The sequence below is a fragment of the Streptomyces sp. NPDC087440 genome, assembly GCF_044744005.1.
In the GTDB taxonomy this organism is placed as follows: Bacteria; Actinomycetota; Actinomycetes; order Streptomycetales; family Streptomycetaceae; genus Streptomyces.
On sequence record NZ_JBIUXN010000034.1, the window covers coordinates 1 to 19,578 of the forward strand.

17 protein-coding genes are annotated in these 19,578 nt (G+C 71.4%); 9 read left to right on the plus strand and 8 right to left on the minus strand.

From position 1 onward, the window contains the following. Window positions 1-150 precede the first annotated feature (150 nt). The gene (locus ACIO3O_RS40260; RefSeq protein WP_401755153.1) at window positions 151-987 is read right to left on the minus strand and encodes a siderophore-interacting protein; all 837 of its coding nucleotides are present in this window, start codon (window positions 985-987) and stop codon (window positions 151-153) included. A gap of 53 nt (window positions 988-1,040) precedes the next feature. Further along, entirely contained in the window at window positions 1,041-1,946 is a 906-nt protein-coding gene (locus ACIO3O_RS40265; RefSeq protein ID WP_401755315.1) for a 5'-3' exonuclease H3TH domain-containing protein, read from the minus strand. A 340-nt stretch (window positions 1,947-2,286) separates the two neighbouring features. On the opposite strand from ACIO3O_RS40265, the gene ACIO3O_RS40270 reads away from it, so the two are divergent. The 5 genes from ACIO3O_RS40270 to ACIO3O_RS40290 all read left to right on the plus strand — a co-directional run bounded on the left by ACIO3O_RS40270 (window position 2,287) and on the right by ACIO3O_RS40290 (window position 8,375). Next, window positions 2,287-3,435 carry a glycine betaine/L-proline ABC transporter ATP-binding protein gene (locus ACIO3O_RS40270; protein WP_401755156.1) on the plus strand — a complete coding sequence of 383 codons (1,149 nt, stop codon included), beginning with the start codon at window positions 2,287-2,289 and terminating at the stop codon, window positions 3,433-3,435. A gap of 43 nt (window positions 3,436-3,478) precedes the next feature. Then, a complete protein-coding gene (locus tag ACIO3O_RS40275) occupies window positions 3,479-6,058 on the plus strand; it encodes an ABC transporter permease/substrate binding protein (RefSeq protein WP_401755318.1) in 2,580 nt (859 codons plus the stop codon). Between the two features lie 155 nt (window positions 6,059-6,213). Further along, on the plus strand, window positions 6,214-6,873 hold the full coding sequence (locus tag ACIO3O_RS40280) for a hypothetical protein (protein ID WP_401755158.1): 660 nt from the start codon (window positions 6,214-6,216) through the stop codon (window positions 6,871-6,873). A 151-nt stretch (window positions 6,874-7,024) separates the two neighbouring features. After that, window positions 7,025-7,615, plus strand: a complete 591-nt coding sequence (locus ACIO3O_RS40285; RefSeq protein WP_401755321.1) for a helix-turn-helix domain-containing protein — start codon at window positions 7,025-7,027, stop codon at window positions 7,613-7,615. Between the two features lie 7 nt (window positions 7,616-7,622). Further along, the gene (locus ACIO3O_RS40290; protein WP_401755161.1) at window positions 7,623-8,375 is read left to right on the plus strand and encodes a helical backbone metal receptor; all 753 of its coding nucleotides are present in this window, start codon (window positions 7,623-7,625) and stop codon (window positions 8,373-8,375) included. Here ACIO3O_RS40290 and ACIO3O_RS40295 read toward each other — a convergent pair. Continuing rightward, window positions 8,335-9,435: a TDT family transporter gene (locus ACIO3O_RS40295; protein WP_401755164.1), complete on the minus strand. Its 1,101-nt coding sequence runs from the start codon at window positions 9,433-9,435 to the stop codon at window positions 8,335-8,337. The two genes, ACIO3O_RS40290 and ACIO3O_RS40295, sit on opposite strands and share 41 nt — an antisense overlap. Window positions 9,436-9,506: 71 nt before the next feature. Here ACIO3O_RS40295 and ACIO3O_RS40300 point away from each other — a divergent pair, with 71 nt between their 5' ends. Further along, window positions 9,507-10,436: a LysR family transcriptional regulator gene (locus tag ACIO3O_RS40300; protein ID WP_401755166.1), complete on the plus strand. Its 930-nt coding sequence runs from the start codon at window positions 9,507-9,509 to the stop codon at window positions 10,434-10,436. On the opposite strand, the gene ACIO3O_RS40305 is transcribed toward ACIO3O_RS40300, so the two are convergent. The 4 genes from ACIO3O_RS40305 to ACIO3O_RS40320 all read right to left on the minus strand — a co-directional run bounded on the left by ACIO3O_RS40305 (window position 10,433) and on the right by ACIO3O_RS40320 (window position 15,150). After that, entirely contained in the window at window positions 10,433-11,953 is a 1,521-nt protein-coding gene (locus ACIO3O_RS40305; protein ID WP_401755169.1) for a beta-N-acetylhexosaminidase, read from the minus strand. The two genes, ACIO3O_RS40300 and ACIO3O_RS40305, sit on opposite strands and share 4 nt — an antisense overlap. 66 nt (window positions 11,954-12,019) lie before the next feature. Beyond that, window positions 12,020-12,928, minus strand: a complete 909-nt coding sequence (locus tag ACIO3O_RS40310) for a carbohydrate ABC transporter permease (protein WP_401755172.1) — start codon at window positions 12,926-12,928, stop codon at window positions 12,020-12,022. Further along, on the minus strand, window positions 12,925-13,836 hold the full coding sequence (locus tag ACIO3O_RS40315; RefSeq protein ID WP_401755174.1) for a carbohydrate ABC transporter permease: 912 nt from the start codon (window positions 13,834-13,836) through the stop codon (window positions 12,925-12,927). The genes ACIO3O_RS40310 and ACIO3O_RS40315 overlap by 4 nt, the downstream gene beginning before the upstream one ends. Window positions 13,837-13,869: 33 nt before the next feature. Further along, window positions 13,870-15,150 carry an extracellular solute-binding protein gene (locus ACIO3O_RS40320; RefSeq protein WP_401755177.1) on the minus strand — a complete coding sequence of 427 codons (1,281 nt, stop codon included), beginning with the start codon at window positions 15,148-15,150 and terminating at the stop codon, window positions 13,870-13,872. Between the two features lie 198 nt (window positions 15,151-15,348). Here ACIO3O_RS40320 and ACIO3O_RS40325 point away from each other — a divergent pair, with 198 nt between their 5' ends. Both ACIO3O_RS40325 and ACIO3O_RS40330 read left to right on the plus strand, forming a co-directional pair. Continuing rightward, on the plus strand, window positions 15,349-16,218 hold the full coding sequence (locus tag ACIO3O_RS40325) for a GntR family transcriptional regulator (RefSeq protein WP_401755179.1): 870 nt from the start codon (window positions 15,349-15,351) through the stop codon (window positions 16,216-16,218). A 53-nt stretch (window positions 16,219-16,271) separates the two neighbouring features. After that, a complete protein-coding gene (locus ACIO3O_RS40330) occupies window positions 16,272-16,649 on the plus strand; it encodes a hypothetical protein (protein WP_401755182.1) in 378 nt (125 codons plus the stop codon). Between the two features lie 321 nt (window positions 16,650-16,970). Here ACIO3O_RS40330 and ACIO3O_RS40335 read toward each other — a convergent pair whose 3' ends face one another. After that, window positions 16,971-18,434 (minus strand): SDR family oxidoreductase, encoded by a 1,464-nt coding sequence (locus tag ACIO3O_RS40335; RefSeq protein ID WP_401755184.1) that lies wholly within the window; start codon window positions 18,432-18,434, stop codon window positions 16,971-16,973. Window positions 18,435-18,570: 136 nt separating this feature from the next. Here ACIO3O_RS40335 and ACIO3O_RS40340 point away from each other — a divergent pair, with 136 nt between their 5' ends. After that, window positions 18,571-19,539 carry a phosphotransferase family protein gene (locus tag ACIO3O_RS40340; RefSeq protein ID WP_401755187.1) on the plus strand — a complete coding sequence of 323 codons (969 nt, stop codon included), beginning with the start codon at window positions 18,571-18,573 and terminating at the stop codon, window positions 19,537-19,539. Window positions 19,540-19,578: the final 39 nt, after the last annotated feature.

The window sequence follows — 19,578 nt, forward strand, 5'->3', positions numbered from 1 at the left end:
GGGCGGCACCCGGGCGGGCCGGGAGCGGGAGGGGCCGCCCCCTTGCCCGCCCGTCCCGCCCCCGGGGGGCGGCCCCGCCGCCCAAGGGGGCTGGGGGGGAGGGGGCCTGCCCCGCCGCCCAAGGGGGCTGGGGAAGGGGCCTGCCGTCGCCTAAGACTCCTGTTCGCGCTCGACCTGCTCGTTCCACTCCCTCTTCACCGCACGCCACGCGTCATCGTCCTGCCCCAGGCGCCAGTACCCCGAGATGGACAGCCGCTCGCGCGGGATCTCGCGCTCGACCCGCAGCAGCCGCCGCAGGTCCTTCACGAAGCCCGCCTCGCCGTGCACGAAGGCCTGGACGTCACCGGCCGGGAAGTCCAAGTCGCGGACCGCCGCGACCAGTTGCTCCCCCACCGGTGCCGCACCCCGGTGCAGCCAGGTCACCTCGACGCCCGCCGGGGACTCGATCTTCTGCTCCTCGGCCGCGTCCGCGACCTCCACGAAGGCGTGCACGACGGCACCCTCCGGCATCCGCTCCAGCGCCGCCGCGATCGCGGGCAGGGCGCTCTCGTCACCGACGAGCAGGTGCCAGTCGGCGGCGGCGTCCGGGGCGTACCCGCCGCCCGGGCCCAGGAAGCGGACCGTCTCGCCGACCTGGGCGCGGGCCGCCCACGGTCCGGCCAGGCCCTCGTCGCCGTGCACCACGAAGTCGATCGCCAGCTCGCACGCCTCCGCGTCCCAGCTGCGGATCGTGTACGTGCGGTTCGTCGGCCACTGCTCGGCCGGGAACTCCTCGCGGATGCGGGCCATGTCGAAGGGCTCCGGGTAGGTCACCCCGGGCGCCGGGAAGAGCACCTTGACGTAGTGGTCGGTGAACTCGTCGGCGGCGAGGCCCGCCAGAGCCTCGCCGCCCAGGACGACGCGCACCATGTGCGGGGTGATCCGCTCGGTGCGCACCACCTTGGCCTCGTGGGCTCGCGGTGCCTTGCGGGCCGGTCGTTCTGCCACGGTGTTCTCCCCAAACTGTGACTCAGGTACTTAGGTATACCTAAGCTAACAGCTCAGTCCTGGAGCACCGAGAGCAGGCGCTGCAAAGATCCGCCCAAGCCCCACTTCCCGGCCAGGGCCTCCAGCGCCGCCGGATCGCGCGGGGCGTGCGGCAGTGCCGCGTCGAAGTCGGGCACCGGAACGTCGTCCGCGACCCGCACCACCTTCGGCGCGACCGCGATGTACGGCCGGGCCTCGTCCAGCTTCTTGCGCTGCGACGGCGTGAGCTTGGCGGCGGGGTCGTCGACGGCGGCCATGATCCCGGCCAGGTCGCCGTACGCGTCCAGCAGCTTGGCGGCGGTCTTCTCGCCGATGCCGGGGACGCCCGGCAGGCCGTCGCTCGGGTCGCCGCGCAGCAGGGCCAGGTCGACATAGCCCGGGCCGTCCACCCCGTACCGCTCGCGGAGCCAGGCCTCGTCGGTGAGCTGGAGGGTGCCGACGCCCTTGATCGGGTAGAGGATGCGGCGCTTCCGGGCGTCGTCGACGAGCTGGAAGAGGTCGCGGTCGCCGGTGACGACGTCGACCGGGCCGGTGGCGCGGTGGGTGAGGGTGCCGATGATGTCGTCCGCCTCGTACCCGTCGACTCCCACCCGGGCGATGCCGAGCGCGGCGAGCACCTCCTCGATCACCGGGACCTGCGGGGAGAGCGTGTCCGGGGTTTCCTCGGCGTCGGGGGCGCCCTCGATCTCCTCGGCGACGCGGTGCGCCTTGTAGGAGGGGATGAGGTCGACCCGCCACTGGGGGCGCCAGTCGTTGTCCCAGCAGGCCACCAGGTCGTCCGGGCGGTGGTCCTGCACCAGGCGGGCGATGAAGTCCAGCAGGCCGCGCACCGCGTTGACGGGGGTGCCGTCGGGGGCGCGGACCGAGTCCGGGACCCCGAAGTAGGCCCGGTAGTAGAGGGAGGCGGTGTCGAGGAGCATCAGGCGTCGGGTCACCTTCCTGATGATGCCGTACGGCACTGACACCGGCCGGGCACGCGGCGGAGTCCGCCCCCTGCCCTACCGAAAAGAGGACAAAACCAGGCCGAACGTCACCTGTGAAGTGAACTGGATCACTTTCCGTTTGGCTCGTGTCACCCCGGGAAGCAGCGCAGTCGGAGCGGACCTCGTCCGAAGTTCAACTTCTTGATGTCACGTGCATCTGTCGCGTGCCTGGTCGGAAGCGGTGCTTCGGGGCGGGCGAAGCGGGCCGAATCCGCGCCGCTCCACGACCTGTGCACGGGGGTGACGGGTCGTCTTCGGTTCAACGCGTGAGGTGTATGTGTCCAGGCTTCAGGCCGAAAACCTGTACAAGGTGTTCGGCAGACGACCCAGCGAGGCGGTCCGCAAGCTCGAAGGCGGTGCGGACCGCGAGGAACTGCGCGCCGACGGGACGACCGCTGCGGTGATCGACGCCTCGTTCAGCGTCGAGCCCGGCCAGATCTTCGTCGTGATGGGCCTCTCCGGCTCCGGCAAGTCCACGCTGCTGCGCATGCTCAACGGGCTGCTGGAACCCACCTCGGGCCGCGTCCTGTTCGACGGCCAGGACGTCACCGCCCTGTCCGCCAAGGAACTCCGCGACGTACGCGCCAAGAAGATCTCCATGGTCTTCCAGCACTTCGCCCTCTTCCCGCACCGCAGCGTGCTGGAGAACGCCGCCTACGGCCTCGAAGTGCAGGGCGTCCCGCGCGCCGAGCGCGAGAAGCGCGCCCTGGAAGCACTGGAGATGGCCGGTCTCAAGGGCTGGGAGAAGTCCTGGCCCGACGAGCTGTCCGGCGGCATGCAGCAGCGCGTGGGCCTGGCCCGTGCGCTCGCCACCGACGCCGACCTGCTCCTGATGGACGAGTCCTTCTCGGCGCTCGACCCGCTGATCCGCCGCGACATGCAGGACCAGCTGCTCACGCTCCAGAAGACCCTGAAGAAGACCATCGTCTTCATCACCCACGACCTCAACGAGGCCATGCGCCTCGGCGACAACATCGCCGTGATGCGGGACGGCCGTATCGTCCAGCTCGGCACCGCCGAGGACATCCTCGTCACGCCCGCCAACGAGTACGTCGCCTCCTTCACCCAGGACGTCGACCGCTCCCGCGTGCTGACGGCCGGCGCCATCATGGCCGAGCCGCACACCGCGATCGGCACGCAGGACGACGCGGGCAAGGAACTGCGCACCCCGCAGGACGTGCTCGCCGCCGCCCCGGCGAAGGTCGGCGCGGACACCCCGATCATCGAGCTGTTCACGCCGTGCTCGACGAGCGGTGTGCCCGTCGCCGTGACCGACGCGAAGGGCTCCCTGATCGGCGTCGTCCCGCGCTCCCGCCTGCTCGCCGTGCTCGGCGAGCCGATGGAGCCGGCCGAGCCCCTTGCCGTACCGGAAGCCAAGGACCAGCAGGACGCCCAGAACGTGAAGAAGGTGTCCGCAGGTGCCTAGGCTCCCTCTCGGCCAGTGGGTCGACTCCGCCGTCGACTGGCTCATGGCCAACGTCAACTGGCTCTTCGACTTCATCTCCACCGTCATCGGCGGCATGCAGGAGGGCATCTACGCCGTCCTCGGCGCCCCGAACGCGCTGCTCATGGCGGGCATCCTCGCCGTCATCGCGTTCTGGCTGCGCGGCCTGACCGCCGGTGTCGCCTCCTTCGTCGGTTTCGCGCTGATCGACTCCATCGAGCTGTGGGACGACGCCATGTCGACCCTCTCGCTGGTGCTCGTCGCGACGATCATCACGATGATCATCTCGATCCCGCTGGGCATCTGGGCGGCGCGCTCCGACAAGGTCAGCGCCGTGGTGCGGCCCGTCATGGACTTCATGCAGACCATGCCCGCCATGGTCTACCTGATCCCCGGCGTCCTCTTCTTCGGCGTCGGCCCGGTCCCCGGCATCATCGCCACGATCATCTTCTCGCTGCCCCCGGGCGTGCGCATGACCGAGCTGGGCATCCGGCAGGTCGACGGTGAACTGGTCGAGGCGGCGCAGGCGTTCGGCACCAAGCCGGGCAACATCCTCAAGCGCATCCAGCTGCCGCTGGCCCTGCCCACCATCATGGCGGGCATCAACCAGAAGATCATGCTCTGCCTCTCCATGGTCGTCATCGCGGGCATGGTCGGCGCGGGCGGTCTCGGTGGCGCGGTCTACCGCGCGATCGGCAACGTCGACATCGGCCTCGGCTTCGAGGCGGGCATCTCCATCGTCATCCTGGCGATGTACCTGGACCGCATGACCAGCGCGCTCGGCACCGCCGTCTCCCCGCTGGGCCGCCGCGCCCTGGCCAAGGCCCGCGCGATGATGACCGGCGGCGCCAAGGTCTGGTCGTACCGTCCGCAGCCCGTCGTGGCCGTCGCGGGCATCGTCGTCCTCGCGCTGGTCGCGGGCAGCATGAGCCTGTTCGGCGGCAAGAAGGACGACACGGCCTCCGACCCGTCGCAGATCGGCAAGGGCAAGAAGATCTCCATGGGCTACATCCCGTGGGACGAGGGCATCGCTTCCACCTTCCTCTGGAAGGAGCTCCTGGAGCAGCGCGGCTTCACCGTCGACGCCAAGCAGTACGAGGCGGGCGCCCTCTACACCGGTCAGTCGACCGGCCAGATCGACCTGAACACCGACGCCTGGCTGCCCACCACGCACGCCCAGTACTGGGCCAAGTACAAGGACAAGCTGGAGGACATGGGCGCCTGGTACAGCCCGACCTCCCTGGAGCTGACCGTCCCGGCGTACATGAAGGACATCAACTCCCTCGACGACCTCAAGGGCAAGGCCGACCAGTTCGGCGGCAAGATCGTCGGCATCGAGCCGAGCGCCGGCGAGATGGGCCTGCTCAAGGACAAGGTGCTGGGCGCCTACGGCCTGGACAAGGAGTACAAGCTCGTCGAGGGCTCCACGCCCGGCATGCTGGCCGAGCTGAAGCGCGCGTACGCCAAGCAGGAGCCGATCGTCGTCCCGCTCTGGTCGCCGCACTGGGCGTACAACGACTTCAAGTTGAAGAAGCTCAAGGACCCGAAGGGCGCCTGGGGCAAGGGCGACGGCGTCCACACGCTGGCCTCCAAGGACTTCTCCAAGAAGAACCCCGAGGTCGCCAAGTGGATCAAGGACTTCAAGCTGACCGAGAAGCAGCTCACCAGCCTTGAGGCGCAGATCCAGAAGTCCGGCAAGGGCAAGGAGCAGGACGCCGTCCGCACCTGGCTGAAGGACAACCCGGGCCTGGTCGACAAGCTCGCCCCGGTCGCCAAGACCGCGAAGAACGCCGACGGCAAGGACGAGCGGGACCGCGCGGTCGAGATGGGCTGGTTCCCCTGGGAAGAGGACATCGCGGCCACGCACCTGTGGAAGAACGTCCTGGAGCAGCGCGGCTACAAGATCAACCTCAAGCAGTTCGAGGTCGGCCCGATGTACGCGGCCCTCGCGGGCGGTGACGTGGACGTCCAGCTCGACGGCTGGCTGCCGTACACGCAGAAGAACTACTGGGACAAGTACAAGGACAAGCTGACCGACGTCGGCTCCTGGTACGGACCCACCTCCATCGAGGTCGCCGTCCCGTCCTACGTCAAGGACGTGAAGTCCCTGGAGGACCTCGAGGGCAAGAGCGAGCAGTTCAAGGGCCGGATCGTCGGCATCGAGGCGGGCACCGCCACGATGAAGAACCTCAAGGAGAACGTCCTTCCCGGCTACGGTCTGGACAAGGAGTACGAGGTCGTCGACAGCTCCACGCCGGGCATGCTGGCCGAGCTGAAGCGCGCGTACGCCAAGAAGGAGCCGGTCGCGGTCCTGCTGTGGACGCCCCACTGGGCGTACAACGCGTACGACATGACCAAGCTCAAGGACTCCAAGAAGCTCTTCGGTGAGGGCGACCGCCTGCACATCATCGGCAACAAGGACTTCGGCAAGAACTACCCGCAGCTGACCAAGTGGTTCAAGGACTTCAAGCTGAGCGAGAAGCAGCTCGCCAGCCTGGAGGACGAGATCCAGAAGCGCGGCACCGGGCACGAGGACGAGGCCGTGAAGGCCTGGATGAAGGTCAATCCGGGCATCGCGGAGAAGATGGCCCCGGCCGCGGGCTGACCCTCCCCCTTCCGACCGCCGGGCCCCGCCGTTCCCATCGAACGGCGGGGCCCGGCGCTGTGCGTTCCGACCCGAACCGGCGCTCTGCGTTCCGGCCCGAGCGGGACCAAGGCCCCTGGCCCCACCTGCGGTCTTTGCTTAGACTTTGCGGAAGTATGAACGACGAAAGCCGCACTCCGCCCGCCCCTGCCCGCTCCCGCACCTGGTCCGCCCTCGGCTGGGGGCTGGTCCCCCTGCTCAGCCTCGGCTCCCTGACCGTCGTGCCCTTCGTCTGGTGGACCGCCAGGACGAAGAAGTGGATCTACGCCGCCGCGGGCGGCCTGTGGACGGTGCTGGTCGTCACCGCCGCCGTCCTGGTGCCCGACACGGAGGGCCCCTGGGACGTCCTGCCCCTGCTGCTGTGGCTGGGCGGCGTGGTCGCCGTCGTGCTCACCGGGCTGCTGGCGGTGCCCGCGGTCGGGCCCACCGTCGAGGACGGCAACCGCGACGCGGTCCGTGACGCGATGCGCCGCGAGGTCCGCCGCGAAGAGGCCCGCGCGCTGCTCGTCAAGAACCCCGGCGCCGCCCGCGACCTGCGCATCGGCCGCCCCGACCTGCCCCGCCAGTACGACGACGGCGGCCTCCTCGACGCCAACGCCGTCCCCGCCGCGACCCTCGTCGAGCACCTCGGCTGGACGCCCGAGCAGGCCGCGGACGTCGTGGCGGTACGCACCAGGCTCGGCCGGTTCGCCGATGCCACCGAGGTCATCGCCTACACGGACCTGCCCCCGGCGACGGTCGACGCGGCCCGCCCGCTGCTCGTCTTCTCCCGCTGACCGCCGGGGCGCCCGTGCCCCAAGTGGCCTCACGACCGCCTCTGTTGTGTCACCCAGGTGTGACATGTGTACGAAACCATGGCGTGAAGCTGCGTAGTCTGCTGTGCGTCGGTGGAAAGAACGAGATGGGGAAGGGAGACGAGCCGTGTCGATGCCCGAGGAACACCAGCGGGACAAGAAGGACGACAAGGAAATCCTCCGGGTCGGCACCGCCGTCCGGAGGCGGCGCCGCGCCCTGGAGCTCACCCTCGCCGTGGTGGCCGAGCGCAGCGGCCTCTCGGTGCCCTTCCTCAGCCAGATAGAGAACGAGCGGGCCCGCCCCAGCATGCGCTCCCTCCAGCGGGTCGCCGAGGCCCTGGAGACCACCACCGACCAGCTGCTCGCCGCCGCCGACTCGGCGCTCTCGGTCGGCCTGGTGCGCGCGGACGACGACCCCGGGCTCGAACTGGGTTCAGGGGTACGTCCGTTGGTGCGCGGCCACCACCAGTTGCACGCGCTGGAGTTCACCGGCATGCAGGACGCGGGCCGCGAGTACCAGCACCGCAACGACGAGCTGATGTACGTCGCGGAGGGCGCCGTCGAGGTCGAGGCCGAGGGCCGCGCCTACCGGCTCTCGCGCGGCGACGCCCTGCACCTGTCCGGGGGTGTGCGGCACCGGTGGCGGGCCACCGAGCCGGACACCAAGATCCTGGTGGTGGCGGTCGCCGAGCACATCGACGCCGCCGACGAATCCAGGCGGTGAGGCTGCGGTGCGGATCGTTGCGCCGGGCGACGGGCCCCGGGTGGTCTCCCTCGTCCCCTCGCTGACCGAGGCCATCGCGGTCACCGCGCCCGGTGTGCTGGTCGGCGCCACCGACTGGTGCACCCACCCCGCCGACCTCGGGCCCGGCGTCGTCCGGGTCCGGGGCACCAAGAACCCCGACGTGCCCGCGATCCTCGCCCTGCGCCCCGATCTCGTCGTCGCCAACGAGGAGGAGAACCGGGAACCCGACCTCGCCGCCCTCCGCGCGGCGGGCGTCGACGTCCTGGTGACCGAAGTGCGCACGCTGGAGCAGGCGTTCACCGAGCTGGAGAGGGTACTGCGCGCCTGCGGCGCGGACCCTCGGCCGCACTGGCTGGCGGTGGCCCGCACCGCCTGGGCGGACCTGCCCGCGGCGGCGGCACCGCGCCGGGCCGTCGTACCGGTCTGGCGCAAGCCCTGGATGGTGCTCGGCCGGGACACCTTCGCCGGGGACCTGCTGCGCCGCCTCGGCGTCGAGAACGTGTACGCCGGGCACCCCGACCGCTACCCGCGCGTCCCCCTCGACGAACTCCGCGCCCACGCACCCGAGATGGTGGTCCTCCCCGACGAGCCCTACCGCTTCACCGCCCAGGACGGCCCCGAGGCCTTCCCCGGCACCCCCTGCGCGCTCGTCGACGGGCGGATGCTCACCTGGTACGGCCCCTCGCTCGCCGAAGCCCCTACGCTGCTGGCCGGGGCGCTGCGAGCAGCACACCGCTGAGCAGGCCCCGTACCGTACGAAAAGCCGTCACCGCCCAGGCCAGGACCAGCCCGGCGAACAGGGCCGCCGCCAGCCAGCCCAGCGCGTCCAGGCCGGTGTGCCGGGCCAGGCCCGCCGCGCCCGTCACGCAGGTGCCGACGGGGAAGGTGAAGCCCCACCAGGTCATCGCGAAGGGCATCCCCGCGCGGGCCGCGCGGACCACCAGCAGCGCCGCCAGGGCCAGCCACAGCAGGGCGAAGCCCAGCACCGGCACCCCGTAGACGACCGCGAACACCTGGAAGCCGTGTGCGTACTGCTCCCCGACCGCACCCGGCGCGACGTCCGCGAGCTGGTTGACGGCGGTGGTCGACTGCCCGAGCGGGCCGAGCACCAGGAACAGGGTGGGGGTGAGCGCCAGGGGCAGCGGGCCGTGGGTGAGCAGCCGGGCGAAGACCAGCGGCAGCAGGAGCAGCGTGGCCAGCAGGCTCAGCCCGAACATCGCGTAGCAGCCGAGCAGCATCGCGGTCCTGGCCTGCCCCTCGGGCAGGTGCGGGATCAGCTGGGGGCCCAGCGCCGCCGCCACCATCGGGGCCACCACCGGCAGCAGCCACACCGGCGTCGCGCTGCCGACGCCGTCGATCCGGTGCCGTACGACCATGAGGTACGGGACGGCCAGCGCGGCCAGCAGGGACAGGACGGTGCCCGCCGTCCACAGCACCCAGGCGGCGGCGAGGGCCGCGCTGTCGCCGACGACGTCCCGGCCCGCGGCCATGGTCGCGCCGCCCACCGCCAGCACGCCCATTGCGAAGCAGCCGTAGAAGGGGGCGACGGAGGCGTCCGCGAGGTGGGCGCGGGCCTGGTCGCGGTGGTGGCGCCAGTGCAGGGCGCGCGCGGCGAGCAGGACCAGGAGGGCGAGGGCGGCCAGTGCCCAGGCGGCGGACAGGAGCGCGCGGGGCGGGGTGAAGGGGGCCGGGAGGGCGTTTCCGGCGGTGGCCAGGATCGCGGTGCCCATCACGGCGGCGTACCAGTTGGGGCCGAGATGACGGGTGCGAGGGGCCGGGGGACGTGCGGTGGTGACCATGTCTTTCATGCTCCGCCGGATGGATCGCCCCTGGTAGGAGCCGGTTTGCGATGAGGGCATAAGCTGGGGTTATGAGTCTGGAGCCGTCGATACCGCTGTCCCACCGGGTGCCCGAGCTGGGCGCGCTGGAGCTGTTGCTGGCCGTGGCCCGGCTGGGGAGTCTGGGGCGGGCCGCGAAGGAACTGGGCATCACGCAGCCCGCCGCGAGCGGCCGCATCCGGTCGATGGAACGGCAGCTCGGGGTGACCCTGGTGGAGCGCTCTCCGCGCGGGTCGCGGCTGACGGCCGCCGGGGCGCTGGTGACCGACTGGGCGGGGCGGATCGTGGAGGCGGCGGAGGCCTTCGACGCGGGCGCGCGGGCGCTGCGCGGGCGGCGGGACTCGCGGCTGCGGGTGGCGGCCAGCATGACCATCGCGGAGTACCTGCTGCCCGGGTGGCTGGTGGCGCTCCAGGCGGAACGGCCCGGCACGGCGGTGTCGCTGCTGGCCGGGAACTCCGCGGCGGTGGCCCGGCAGTTGCTGGAGGGGGCGGCGGACCTGGGCTTCGTGGAGGGGCTCGCGGTGCCGGAGGGGCTGGACGGGGTGGTGGTCGCCCGGGACCGGCTGATCGTGGTGGTCGCGCCGGGGCACGCGTGGGCGCGGGCGGGGCGGGTGGTGACGGCGGGGGAGCTGGCGGCGACGCCGTTGATCCTGCGGGAGGAGGGATCGGGGACGCGGCAGGTGCTGGACGCGGCGCTGGCCGCGTACGGGGGACTGTCGGCCCCGCTGCTGGAACTGTCCTCGACCACGGCGGTCAAGGCGGCGGCCGTGAGCGGGGCCGGGGCGAGCGTCCTCAGCGAACTGGCGGTCGGCGAGGAGGTCGGGGCGCGCAGGCTGGTGCGGGTGGAGGTCGCGGGGGTCGCGCTGACCCGGGACCTGCGGGCGGTGTGGCCCACGGGCCCGGGACCGGCGGGCCCGGGCCGGGATCTGCTGGCACTGACGCGCAGAGGGTCCGGGGGCTAGGGGGTGTGGGGGACGTTCAGGGCGTCGAGCCGGTCGGTGTGGGTGGCCAGGCGGCGGGTGAAGTCGGGGTAGGAGCGCTGGCCGGGGGCGGCCCAGGCGACCTCGGCGAGGGCGCACAGGCGGGGGAAGGCCAGGTATTCGGCGTGGGCGGGGGTGGACCAGTACTCGCTCCAGAGCTGGGCCTGGGTGCCCAGGACCCGGGAGGCGGCCTCCGGGGGCCAGTCGGAGGGGGCCGGTTCGAAGGCGTACACGTCTTCGAGGGTGACGATCACGCCCGGCTGGGCGGGGGGTTCGGCGGGGGCGGGGGACTGGGCGTAGTCCAGGTACGTCGAGCGGTGCGGGGCCATGATCACGTCGAGGCCCGACTCCGCCGCCGTGCGCCCGTGCTCCGCGTCCAGCCAGCTCATGGAGGTGAAACGGGGGCCCAGGTCCCGGCCGTCGGAGGTCCAGCCGATCGGCGTGCGGCCGTGTGCGGTGAGGAAGGACGCGATCTCGTTCATGAACCAGCCGTGCAGGGCCTCCGGTCCCGGCAGGCCGAGGGCGGCGGCGCGCTCGCGGGCGGAGGGGGTCGCCGCCCACTCCGTGGTCGGGCATTCGTCGCCGCCGACGTGGATGCGCCGGGAGGGGAAGATCGACAGGGTTTCGCGGAGGACCGCACGGCAGAAGGCGAGGGCCTCCTCGTGCACGCCGAAGGTGTTCTCGCAGACGCCCCAGCGGGTCCACACGTCGAGCGGTCGGGTGGGGTCGTTGCCCAGTTCGGGGTAGGCGGCCAGGGCCGCCCGCGCGTGGCCCGGCATCTCGATCTCCGGGACGACCGTCACGCCCCGCTCGCTCGCGTACGCCACCAGGCCGGTCAGTTCCTCGCGGGTGTACGCGCCGCCGTGCGGCGTGCCGTCGCCCAGCGTCTCGGACCGTACGGAAGCCACTTCCGTCAGCCTCGGGTAGCCCGGCACCGGCAGCCGCCAGCCCTGGTCGTCCGTCAGGTGGAGGTGGAGGACGTTCAGCTTGTGGAAGGCGAGGAGGTCCACGAAGCGGTGCAGGAAGGAGACCGGCTGGAAGTGGCGGGCCACATCCAGCATCGCCCCCCGCCAGGCGAACCGGGGTACGTCGGTGATCTGGGCGCAGGGGAGCGTCCAGCGGAAGCCCGGCAGGGGGACGTCCAACAGGGCTTCCGGCGGCAGGAGTTGGCGCAGCGTCTGGATGCCGTTGAGGAGGCCTGCCGGGCGGGCCGCGCGCAGCATCACCGCGTCCGTGCCCACCGTCAGCCCGTACCCCTCCTCGCCGAGCCCGCTCAGCGCCGGGTCCACGGCGAGGACGATCCGGCCGTCGGGGGACGCGGGCAGGGGCAGGCCGGTCGCCGGGCGCAGCAGCGTGCGCAGGAGGGCGGCCGCCGCCTCCGCGCCGGGGCCGACGCGCAGGGCGGTCGCCCCGTCGAGGACGAACTCGCCCTGGATGCGCGCGAACTGGGTGGGGCGCGGGACCAGGTTCAGTCCCGGGGAGGTGCGGGGTGCGGGCATGGCGGGTGGGGGCTCCTTGGTGGGAGTGGGGGCGAGTGGAACGCGTACCGCTGTCGGACCGTGGCGTCAGCCCTTGACGGCCCCGCCCGTCATCCCCGCGGCGACCCGGCCCTGGAGCACCAGGAAGAGCACCAGCACGGGCAGGGCGAAGAGCGTGGAGGCGGCCATCGTGGCGCCCCAGTCGGTGCCGAAGACGTTGGAGAAGGAGGACAGCCAGACCGGGAGCGAGCGGTCGTCCTGACTCTTGATGATCAGCATGTTGGCGTACGCGAACTCGTTCCACGCGGTGATCGTCCCGAAGAGGGAGGTGGAGAGCAGGCCGGGGGCCAGCAGCGGGAAGGTGATGCGGCGGAAGGCCCCGGCCCGGGTGCAGCCGTCGACCTGGGCGGCCTCCTCCAGCTCCACCGGGATGCCGACCAGGAAGCTGCGCAGCGTCACGATGGTGAAGGGCAGGTTGATCATGAAGTAGATCAGGGTCAGCATCGGGAGCTTGTCGAGCATGTCGGTGTCCCGCGCGATGATGTACATCGGGATCAACAGCGAGCCCCAGGGCGCCACTTGGGCCATGAAGACCAGCAGGTAGAAGCCGCGCCGGCCGCGCCAGCGCAGGCGGGCCACGGCGAAGGCCGCGCCGAGCGCCACCGCCAGCGCCATCAGCACGCTGCTGAAGGTCAGAAAGAGGCTGTTGCGCCAGAACATCCAGAAGCCGTCGGCCGCGATCGCCTTCGAGAAGTGGTCGAGAGTGAAGGAGGTCGGGAAGAACAGCGGGGTGTCGGCCTGGATGTCCTTCGTCGGCTTGAAGGCGGTCGTCACCATCCAGTAGACGGGGAAGACCGACAGGACGAAGGTCAGCAGGGCCGCCAGGTTCAGCGGCAGGCGGCGCAGGAAGCGGCGGGGCTCGCGGGCCGTCGCGGTGGCGGTGGTCGCGGCAACCGCCTTGTGGGGTACGGCGGTTGTCGGCGCGGTGGTGGTCACAGGTCCGCCTCTTCCTTGAACATCTGCCGGGCGTACGCGATGAGCATCACGACCAGGATCAGCACCGTGACGGTCGACGCCGCGCCCGCCAGGTCGTACCGGTGCAGCGACTGGGCGATCTGGTACGCGTACACCGGCAGTGTGGTGGTCGAGCCGTCCGGGCCGCCCTTGCTGATCGCCCAGATCTGCGCGAAGCAGGTGAAGGTCCAGATGATCTCCAGGCTCAGCACCAGGCCGAAAATGGGGCGCAGGATCGGCAGCGTGATCGAGCGGAACATGCGGGAGCCGCTCGCCCCGTCCAGCCGGGCCGACTCGTACAGCTCGCTCGGCACCGTGATCAGCGCGGAGTGGAGGGTGATCGCGGCGAACGGCACCGACTGCCAGACGATCAGGACGACCAGGATCGCGAAGGTGGCGGGGCCGTTCGCGAACCAGGAGTAGTTCTCGTACGAGGAGAAGCCCAGGTGGACCAGGACCCAGTTGACGACGCCGTAGCGGGAGGCGAAGAGCCACTGGAAGACGGTGGTGGTCGCGATGACCGGGCTCGCCCACGCCAGGACGAGCCCGCTCATCACGAGGATGCGCATCACCTTGCGCAGCCGCTGGATCATCAGCGCGACCAGGGTGGCGATCACCATGATCAGCGCGGTGTTGAGGGCCGTCCACCACAGGGTGCGCCAGACGACCGTCCAGAACTCCTCGTCGCCGAGGATCTTCCGGTAGTTCTCGAAGCCGACGAACTGGGCTTCACCCCGGATGAGTTCGCCCATGCCGTAGCGCTGGAACGAGATCACCACGTTGCGCACCAGTGGATAGACCAGCAGGTACGCGGCTCCGGCCACCGCCGGTGCGATCAACAGGTACGGCCAGAACGTGCGCGGCAGTGCGCGCGGCAGGGTAAGACTCATGGTCCGGGGCGCCAACCTTGCTCGTTTGTGCCGTTACTTGGTCAGGGTCTTGGTGATGCTGTCCGAGGCCTTCTTCGCCTCCGTGGCCATGTCCTTGCCGGTGAGCACCGCGGTCATGTAGCCCTTGATCGGGTTGGTGGCCTCGACGGCCGCCCACTCGGGGGAGTTGGGGGTGGCCCGGCCGTTGGCGGCGGCCAGCGCCATCGCGGCGCCGCCCGCGTCGCCGTCGAGCGCCTTGGCGAAGGACGTCTTGTTGGGGACGTAACTCATGGTCTTGGCCATGTCCGTCTGCCACTTCTCGCCGGTGAACGCCTTGATCACCTCGTACGCGGCGTCCTGGTGCTTCGACGCCTCGGGGATGATCAGGTCGGAGCCGCCGGTGAAGGACGCGCCGGGCTTGTCGGCGGTCTTGCCGGGGACCGGGAAGAAGCCGAACTTGCCCTTGAGCGCCGGGTTCGCCTCCTCGACCAGCTTCACGTTGCCGGGGACGGCGATGTACTGCGAGACGTCGCCCTTGGAGACCACGTCCGCCAGGTTCGGCTTGGCCTCGTCGGAGTCCTTGGGACCCTTGCCGAGGGCCTGGAGCTGCTGGTAGAACGCCATGCCCTGGAGCGCCTCGGGGGTGTCGAGGGCGCCCTTGTAGTTCTTGCCGTCCTTGACCGCGAGGTCGCCGCCCTCGTCCCAGATGAAGCCCGCGAGGGTGTACCAGGTCTGGCCGGGCAGGTAAATCCCCTGGTTCTTCCCGGTGTTGAGCTTCTTGGTGATGGTGATCCACTCGTCGCGGGTCTTCGGCGGGGCCGTGATGCCGGCCTTCTCGAAGTGGTCCTTGTTGTAGATCACCACGCGGTTGGCCGCGTACCACGGGATGCCGAACTGCTTGCCGTCGATGTTGCCCGGCTCGGCGAGACCGGGCAGCCAGTCGTCGCCCTTGAGGTCGGACTTCTTCCCGCTGAGGTCCTTCACGCCGCCGCTCGCCGCGTACTGGGCGACCTGGGTGTTGCCGACCTCGATCACGTCAGGGGCGTCGTTGCTGGCCAGGGCGGCGGTGACCTTCTCGCCGATGCCGTCCCACTCCTGGATCTGGACGTCCAGGGTGACGTCCTTGTGGGTGGCCGCGAAGTCCTTCTTGAAGCGGTCGAGGTACTCCTTGGTGACGCTGTCCTTCATCATCCACATCGTGACCTTCTGCGGTCCATCGGTGGAGGGCTTGTCGGAGTCGGAGCCGCACGCGGAGAGGGCCAGGGTCAGTCCGAGGACCGCGCAGCCCGCGACGAGGCGGAACGTCCGGGGGAGGGCTGAGGATGCAGAGGGCACTGTAGGCACTGAGGACACCTCGAAGGGGATGTGACCAGCTGGTCAATTGGTCAACTGGTGTAGACATTTCCAGAAGGTGGCATGGAGGTGGCGCAACGTCAATACCCTTGCGTACAAGGGGTTTTCGGGGTGCCGTCAATGGTTACGATGGCTTTACCAGTTCGCAATGAGTTGACCAGTTGACCGGAGACACGCCGTATGGAGATCCACAGTCGGAGCGGGCCGCCCGGTGCCGTGCTCAAGCGCGAATGGGTCCGCGAGCATCTGCTCGGCATGATCGAAACGCGCTCGGCCGGGGACCCGATCCCCTCCGAACGCGTCCTGAGCTCCGAACTCGGCGTCTCCCGGCCGACGTTGCGGGCCGCCGTGGACGAACTCGTCGCCACCGGACAGCTGGTGCGCGAACACGGGCGCGGCACCTTCGTCGCCCCCGCGAAGATCACTCAGGAGCTCGTCCTGGACGACGCGCGGTCCCCCCGCTTCCACGCCCCGATCGCCACCGGGGTGTGGACGAGTTCCGTACTCGAACTCACCACCCGGCAGGCGGGCGCCCGCATCGGCCGCAAGCTGCGGATCTCGCCCGCCGCCGACCTCGTCTACATCGCCCGGCTGCAACGCGTCGACGGCATCCCCATGGCCATCGAACACCTGCATTTCCCGGCCGCGCTGGTGCCGCACCTGAGCCGGGAGGAGCTGGAGGCGGGCGAACTGTACGACCACCTGCGCGACCGCCATCAGGTGTACGTCCGCGAGGCCAGCCAGTCCATCGAGCCGACTGTCGTCAACGAGGCGGAGGCGGCCGTGCTCGACGTGCCGGTGCTGTCGCCCGCGCTGCTGATCGAGCGGCTCACCACGGACACCTCGGGGCGGCCGATGGAGTACGTCCACTCCCTCTACCGGGGCGACCGGTACCGCATCATGTCCCGGCTCACCTTCGGTACGTCACCGGGGGCGCCGACGGCACCGCCCGCACCGGAGGCACACCTGCCGGGTCTGCCGCCGGGGGACTTCGCGGCGGGGGACCGGATCACGTCGTCGACGCGGGGGGACGTACAGGACGGAGGGTGAGGCTCGGGGGGTGGTGAGTGTTTGCGGCGCTCACTTGCGGTTACCCGATGGCCATGACTGCACAGAACGCTAACGCCAAGTCCACTGCCGCCACGGCGAAGAAGACCGCGGCGCGCGCCACCGACCAGGCCAAGGAGGCCACGGGTACGGCGAAGGACGCCACGACGAAGGCGTCCACGGCGGCCCAGACGGCGACGACGGCCGGGCTCAAGGGGGTTCAGGCCGGTAAGCAGGCGCTGGAGTCCGCTTCGGGGAAGGTCGTCTCGACGGCGACGACGGCGTGGACCCTCATCCAGAACCGCAAGGCGATTGTGGCGGGGGCTGGGGCGGGGGTTGTCGCCATCGGGGCGGTGTCCTTCGCTGTGGGGCGCAAGGTGGAGCAGCACAGCCGGGGGCCGCTGACGAAGATGCTTGCGGGCACGCGGCTCTGACGGCTCCGCCTCGGGTTCGGGGGTGTCCGGGTGCGGCCCGGGCCCTCGCCCGGCTGCGCCCGGCCCCTGCTTGTGCCGTCGCCCCGTACGGGGCCGTTTCCGCCCCAGCCCCACCCCTTCACCTAAACTCGCGAGGCTGGGTGGTGGGTTGCTGTTCCTGATGGGGCTACGCCCCTCGCCCCCTGCACGGCTGCGCCGCGCGTCCTCAAACGCCGGACGGGCTGAAGTGCCCGTTCCGGGCAGGGGGACAACCTAGGGGCGCGGGGAACTGCGCGACCAGCCACCCACCCACCCGCACGGAACCTGCAACCGCCCCGCGCCCTAGCGGCCCGCCGCCACCGCGATGTTCCGTACCATCCCCCCGAACACCACCCCGTGGAACGGCGCCACGCTCCACCAGTACGCATGCCCCGCCAGCCCGTGCGGGTGGAACACCGCCCGCTGGTGGTAGACCGTGCGGCCCTCCCCGTCCCGTCCCACCCCCAGCTCCAGCCACGCCAGCCCCGGCACCCTCATCTCCGCCCGCAGCCTCAGCAGGGTTCCCGGCTCGATCTCCTCGACCCGCCAGAAGTCCAGCGAGTCCCCGACCCGCAGACGTGCCTTGTCCCGGCGGCCCCGGCGCAGGCCCACGCCCCCCACCAGGCGGTCCAGCCAGCCCCGTACCGCCCAGGCCAGCGGGAACGAGTACCAGCCGTTCTCGCCCCCGATGCCCTCGATCACCCGCCACAGCCGCTCCGGCGACGCGTCCACGACCGCCTCCCGGACATCCGTGTACAGGCTGCCGCCCGCCCAGTCCGGGTCGGTGGGCAGCGGGTCGCTCGGGGTGCCCGGCACCGAGGCCGACGACCACCGGGTGGTCACGTTCGCGTCCTGCACCCGGCGCAGCGCCAGTTCCACCGCCCGGTCGAAGCCGACGGGGGCGTCCGGCGGAGTGGGGACGTACGACTCGATGTCGTACTCCGTACGGACCACCTCGTGCCGCAGCGACTCCGAGAGCGGGCGGGCGAGCGAGGCGGGCACCGGGGTGACGAGGCCGACCCAGTGGCTCGACAGGCGCGGGGTGAGCACCGGCACCGGCAGGATCAGCCGCTTCGGCAGGCCCGCCACCCGGGCGTACCGCTGCATCATGTCGCGGTAGGTGAGGATGTCGGGGCCGCCGACGTCGAAGCTCCGGTTGACGTCGGGCGGCAGGTCGGCGGAGCCGACGAGGAGGCGCAGGACGTCGCGGACGGCGATGGGCTGGATGCGGGTACGGACCCAGCTCGGGGTGACCATGAGCGGCAGCCGCTCGGTCAGATAGCGCAGCATCTCGAAGGACGCGGAGCCCGAGCCGATGATCACCGCCGCGCGCAGGACGGCCGTCGGCACCCCCGAGTCCAGCAGGATGCGGCCGACCTCGGCGCGCGAGCGCAGGTGCGGGGAGAGCTCGTCCTCCGGTACGCCCGACGGGGTGAGGCCGCCGAGGTAGACGATCCGGCGGACGCCCGCCCGCTGCGCCTCCTCGCCGAAGACGCGGGCCGCGCGGCGGTCCGTCTCCTCGAAGCGGGTGCCGGAGCTGAGGGCGTGGACGAGGTAGTACGCCACGTCCACCCCCTCCATCGCCCGGCGGGTCGACTCGGGGTCGGTGACGTCGCCCCGGACCACCTCGACCTGTTCCGCCCAGGGGAAGTCGCGGAGTTTGGCGGGCGTGCGGGCGAGGCAGCGGACGCGGTGGCCGGCGGCGAGGAGTTCGGGGACGAGCCGTCCGCCGATGTAGCCGCTGGCTCCGGTCACCAGGCAGTGCATGAGGGCTCCGTACGTCGTCGGGTGGGGCCTGCTTCCACTGTGGTCGACGGTGCGGGTACCCGCCCTTCCACCGCGCTGACCGGGCGGGTGCGGGAAATGTGTTGCCCGGGGCGCCGGGAGCGGTCGACCATGAGCCATGGAAAAGCCGTCCCCGCAGGTCACCTCCCCACCGGCCACCGGCGTCCGCCTGGAGTGGCACGCCCTGCCGCCCCACGTCCGCACCGCCGTCGAGCGCGACATCCTGGGTGCGGCCGTGGTCGGGGCCCGCACCCAGCCGGGCGGTTTCTCCCCCGGCGTCGCCGCCCGGCTCACCTGCTCCGACGGCACCCGCGCCTTCGTGAAGGCGGTCAGCTCCGAGGCCAACCCGCACTCCCCGAAGCTGCACCGCCGCGAGGCCCGCAACACCGCAGCCCTCCCGCCCGGCGTCCCCGCCCCGCGCCTGCTCGGTTCGTACGACGACGGCACCTGGGTGGTCCTGGTCCTGGAGGACGTCGAGGGCGTCCAGCCCCGCATCCCCTGGCAGCGCGCCGAACTCGACCGGGTGCTGGCCGCCCTCGCCGACCTGAGCACCGCCCTCACCCCGGCCCCCTACGACGCGCCCCGCACGGAGGATGCCGACGCGCACACCTTCCGCGGCTGGCAGCAGCGGCTGGAGTCGGGGGAGTGGGGCGGACTCGATCCGTGGGTGGCGGAGAACCTCCCCAGGCTCGTCGAACTCTCCTCCCGCTGGGCGGAGTTCGCCCACGGCGACACCCTCTGCCACGCCGACCTGCGGGCCGACAACATCCTGCTCACCCCCGACGGCGGTGCCGTCTTCGTCGACTGGCCGCACACCGTGCGCGCCGTCGCGTGGTTCGAGCTGCTGGTGATGCTGCCGAGCGTGGCGGCCCAGGGCGGCGGCGACCCGGAGGAGATCTTCGCAGCCCACCCGTCCGCCGAGGGCGCGGACCCGGACGGCGTCACCTGCGTGCTCGCCGCGCTCGCGGGCTACTTCGTCCACCACTCGCTGCTGCCCGCCCCGCCCGGCCTCCCCACCCTCCGCGCCTTCCAGGCCGCCCAGGGCGCGGTCACCGTGTCCTGGCTGCGGCGCAGGCTGGGGGAGTGAGGGGGAACCCTCCGGGGCAGCGCCGGGCGGCTCGGTGCA